At 28.4% G+C, this 3,974-nt stretch carries 7 protein-coding genes and 3 pseudogenes; all 10 read left to right on the forward strand.

What is annotated here, in order from left to right:
• Positions 1–344 (forward strand): annotated as a pseudogene (locus tag A9G48_RS00455) (hypothetical protein); the annotation flags it as partial.
• Positions 335–751: a hypothetical protein gene (locus A9G48_RS11745; RefSeq protein ID WP_034947360.1), complete on the forward strand. Its 417-nt coding sequence runs from the start codon at positions 335–337 to the stop codon at positions 749–751. The pseudogene A9G48_RS00455 and the gene A9G48_RS11745, both read left to right, overlap by 10 nt.
• 43 nt (positions 752–794) lie before the next feature.
• Positions 795–962 (forward strand): annotated as a pseudogene (locus A9G48_RS12040) (RHS repeat-associated core domain-containing protein); the annotation flags it as partial.
• Between the two features lie 301 nt (positions 963–1,263).
• On the forward strand, positions 1,264–1,662 hold the full coding sequence (locus tag A9G48_RS00470) for a hypothetical protein (protein ID WP_034947366.1): 399 nt from the start codon (positions 1,264–1,266) through the stop codon (positions 1,660–1,662).
• Between the two features lie 91 nt (positions 1,663–1,753).
• Positions 1,754–1,876: pseudogene (locus A9G48_RS12045) on the forward strand (RHS repeat-associated core domain-containing protein); the annotation flags it as partial.
• 3 nt (positions 1,877–1,879) lie between these two features.
• Positions 1,880–2,188 carry a hypothetical protein gene (locus tag A9G48_RS11865; protein ID WP_065575643.1) on the forward strand — a complete coding sequence of 103 codons (309 nt, stop codon included), beginning with the start codon at positions 1,880–1,882 and terminating at the stop codon, positions 2,186–2,188.
• 69 nt (positions 2,189–2,257) lie between these two features.
• Positions 2,258–2,902 carry a hypothetical protein gene (locus A9G48_RS00480; protein WP_141672927.1) on the forward strand — a complete coding sequence of 215 codons (645 nt, stop codon included), beginning with the start codon at positions 2,258–2,260 and terminating at the stop codon, positions 2,900–2,902.
• A gap of 37 nt (positions 2,903–2,939) precedes the next feature.
• A complete protein-coding gene (locus A9G48_RS11050) occupies positions 2,940–3,086 on the forward strand; it encodes an RHS repeat-associated core domain-containing protein (RefSeq protein ID WP_202807474.1) in 147 nt (48 codons plus the stop codon).
• An 18-nt stretch (positions 3,087–3,104) separates the two neighbouring features.
• Positions 3,105–3,455 carry a hypothetical protein gene (locus A9G48_RS00485; RefSeq protein ID WP_065575645.1) on the forward strand — a complete coding sequence of 117 codons (351 nt, stop codon included), beginning with the start codon at positions 3,105–3,107 and terminating at the stop codon, positions 3,453–3,455.
• Positions 3,452–3,974: hypothetical protein (locus A9G48_RS00490; RefSeq protein ID WP_141672928.1), on the forward strand; the 523-nt coding region annotated here is incomplete at its 3' end. The genes A9G48_RS00485 and A9G48_RS00490, both read left to right, overlap by 4 nt.

A 3,974-nucleotide genomic window follows, 5' to 3' on the forward strand; every position in this document is an offset into this window, starting at 1 on the left:
AAGTTGACCCGTTGGGGTTGGATGTAAAACTTACAGAAGGTTATGTTTATAGAATGGGGTCAGGAACAGACTCAAATTTAACTCCTCGTCCAGGAAAAGATACAACTTCAGGATTGTCGGCATCTTTAGAAAAACCAACAACAGGAAAATTTCAAACCATTGATGTAGCTAAATTAGATGGAACAGGATTAGAAGCCATTAATGATCATGGTAGTCATGTTTCTATACGACCAGCAGATGATCCTAATTTTGTAAAATTAAGTGAATGGGCTGATACTAGAGGAACAGAAAGAACACATAAATATACACAAGCTTTACAGGAAGCAAAAGTCACATGTCCTTAATAAATAATAAATTTATGGATAAATTATCATTAGCTATAGATGAGCTTTTTCTTTATGGAAAAGAAAAAATTCAAAGTCGAAAAGAAATTAAGAAAATTAATATTATTGATCAATTTAATAAAGATAGTGATGGAAATATAAGTAGATATGTGAAATATATCGAGTTTTTATTGAAAGATGAATTTTTAAATGAAAAAGATATTGATTTACTAGATATAGAAATTTCTTATAAAAAATATAATGATGAAAGAATAGAGATAAAAGGGGAGTTTTATGCTTCTGATGGAAAAATTTTTGATGAATTTTATTTGATAGATAATTTAGAAATTATTTTAAATGAGATAAGAGATTTTATTTATAGATGTTATATGAAGTGCGATGAGATAATTGATGTATATGTAAACTAAAAATAGATTTGGTAATTTACACTCTGTACCATTCAAACAATTAGGGCAATATGAAGATGTAGAAACGGGGCTTTATTATAATCGGTTTCGGTATTATAATCCTGAAACCAGCTTATATATTAGCCAAGATCCGATAGGGTTAGCAGGTAACAACCCGAATTTTTATGCGTATGTGTACGATTCCAATTCAGAAGTTGATCCGTTTGGGTTGGTAAAACAGGGAATACATGGAGTTGCACCAGATTATGAAACAAAAGGCTTGCATGGAACATTTGATGGAATTGAACTTAGTATAAAACCTGGACAAAATGGCAATATTGTTTATAAAAATGTTTTTTCAAAAGATGTTGATATATCAAAAGCTGTGTCGAGTTCAGATCAATATTTCTCAAACACTAAAAATTTGGAGAAAGCATTGCATAATTTGGAAGGGGCAAAAGACTATTATGATAAGTTAGGTAAAGGTAGAGAGTGGAGAGAAATGAAACGAAACTTAGAAAATATGTTAAAAAATGAATGCCATTAATAATATTTTAATTAATAGCTTAAGAAAAAATACTATACCTCCGTTTTTTTTAGACAAAAAATATATTGAAGAAAATTGTAATGATCAGTTTTCTACAATAAATAATGATGTTTTTGTAATATATAATAATGGATATAAGTTAGAAATTTCTTATTATAAGAATCCAAGTAAGCTACATTATATTTCATTTGAGAAATTAGATGATAACTTTCAAGATTTATTTTTAGATAACGATATTGATACAGTGAATGAAAATTTAAAAATGACGTTAAATAAAACATTACATGTGGATAAAGATTATTACTTAGGTAATTTTAAATTTATATTTGATGAAGGTTTATTAGAATCTATATTTTATCAACCTAGTGAGGTTGATAAAATATAGTTACAATAAGTAGGCAAATTCAATAATTGTCTTTTTTATGCCCTTCCGCTATCAAAGACAATATGAGGATTAGGAATTAGACGGACTTTATTATAATCGTTTCAGGTATTACGACAGTAATACAGGAACTTATATAAGTCAAGACCCTATCGGGCTAGCAGGTAATAACCCGAATTTTTATGCTTATACGTTTGATTCTAATTCGGAAGTTGACCCGTTGGGGTTATTCTTTGGAAAGGTTATCGGAAACGCTCAAACCACAGGAACATTCGGACATTCAACAATCTCTAAAATTATTGCAAATATTTATTCTATTGACCCAAGAGTTCAAAGAGTAACTATGGACTTGGGTTATAAGAAACTACTTGGCGGAGGAAATTTCAAATACGGACCAAGACCTGATGTTGGAGTTCTTTATAAAAATGGAAGAGTTGAAATTATTGAGGTTGCTTCTAAAACTGATAAAATTAATGACTTAATTTCAAGAAATAAGAACTTTATGAATATAAATAATATTGAACGGTGATGTTAAAGTAAATAGTTTAGCACAATTTATGGAAAAAATTAAATCGAAATTTAAAATAAAATGTAAATGATGTTTACTAAAAAAAACAAAATAAATGGAGATGTTCTCAAATATTTTATTGTAATAAATTGGAATGATAGAGAAGAATATACAACTCTGTTTAAGAGCTTTATTAAAGCATTCAATAAATTTTTGGAAAAAAATTCAATTGAAACGATTTACAAATTTGAATTAAATTATAGTTCTAAAAAGTATAGTATTGATTCATTCTGTACAAAAAATGAAATAGTTTATGCTAATGGGGTAAATAAAAATGATACTGTTTCTGTATTATATTCAAACAAGGCTTTAAATCAAATAAAAAAAGAGAATGAGAAAGAACTAATTGATATTATTCTCCATTTTAAAGAGGGAATCACAGAAGAAATTATGTTAGAAATCACAGAATTAGTAAATAACATTTTTCCAGTAACATACGGCTATGGCTTTGAATTGAAAAAAAATCAGGAAATAACATCTGAAAGCATTCTGAAAAAGACATTATTTGGTGTATCAACACAAAAAAGTAATTACCAAATCAATGTAAGCATAGAAAATGGTAATATTCCTAAAATGTACAGATATAATTTTCTGAATAAAAATCAAGTTGAGAATAATAACATTATTGATTACAAACCAATATCTAACAATTTAGTATTCTACAGAAAAGATTAAAAATAAACAATTATCTTTATAAAAATGTGAGCACTCCATTCCATTCAGACAATTAGGGCAGTATGAGGATGTGGAAACGGGGCTTTATTATAATCGGTTTAGGTATTATCATCCTGAAACCGGCTTATATATTAGCCAAGACCCGATAGGATTGGCAGGTAATAACCCGAATTTTTATGCGTAGGGGCATGATTCGAATACGATGGTTGATGTGTTCGGATTGATGGAATTATTTAGATCAATGATTAGAGCAGAATATTTTGATATTATTCAGAATGGTTGGAAAGCCGGCGGAGATACTGGAGGTATGTGGGCAAAATGGTTTGCTGAAAGTTTTGACAATGCCGTAGAATGGGGTAAGACTATGGGGCATGGCAGCGATTCAAAATTTTATGTAGTATTTTTTGACGTAGATGATGTAGTAGCAAAAGGTGCATATAAAGTAGATCACCTAGACGGAATAGGTCTCGCGAGAGCTATTGAGGTTGCTGATTTAAATGGAAAGACTGAAGTTAAAAAAGTTAATTCAATTAGAGTAAAATGTAAAAAATGAAATCACTAATTAATTGGGATAAGAATATATTTGATGGAGAAAAAAAACTTTTACCATCAACGAAAGTTTTACATACTCAAATTCATTTACCAGAATTAAAAGAAAGTTGGAGTATTGGTTTTAAATTTAATATTACGCCGAGAGATCAGGGATATAGGACAATAGCAGACGAAGTATTTTTTTTGTCAGAAAAAGCCCCGAAAGAAATATTAAAAGAAGGATTCAAATTTAACTTTATGGATGGTCCTAACATTATTGGAGAATGCATATTGTTTCAAGAAAAACTTGTAGAAATGGAAGATGTAATAGACAGGATTAAATTAGTAGAACAAGAAAAACATGAGTTAAAAATGTTTATTACCTCAATAAATAATAGTTCTTTTAATTATACAACAAATGAACTTGAAGAGTTAATTAAATATAGTTCAGATTACCCATATATTTTTTCTTTTGTATTAAATTTTGATAAAAATATAGCCTTAAAATATTTATCAAACAATTATTTAGTAAAACTTAATA

This window comes from Gilliamella sp. wkB18, from assembly GCF_001690875.1.
Classification (GTDB): domain Bacteria; phylum Pseudomonadota; class Gammaproteobacteria; order Enterobacterales; family Orbaceae; genus Gilliamella; species Gilliamella apicola_A.

Coding starts and splice junctions, on each gene's coding strand:
- A9G48_RS11745 (WP_034947360.1), top strand. CDS start 335: ATGTCCTTAATAAATAATAAATTTATGGATAAATTATCATTAGCTATA.
- A9G48_RS00485 (WP_065575645.1), top strand. CDS start 3,105: ATGGTTGATGTGTTCGGATTGATGGAATTATTTAGATCAATGATTAGA.
- A9G48_RS00480 (WP_141672927.1), top strand. CDS start 2,258: ATGTTTACTAAAAAAAACAAAATAAATGGAGATGTTCTCAAATATTTT.
- A9G48_RS00470 (WP_034947366.1), top strand. CDS start 1,264: ATGAATGCCATTAATAATATTTTAATTAATAGCTTAAGAAAAAATACT.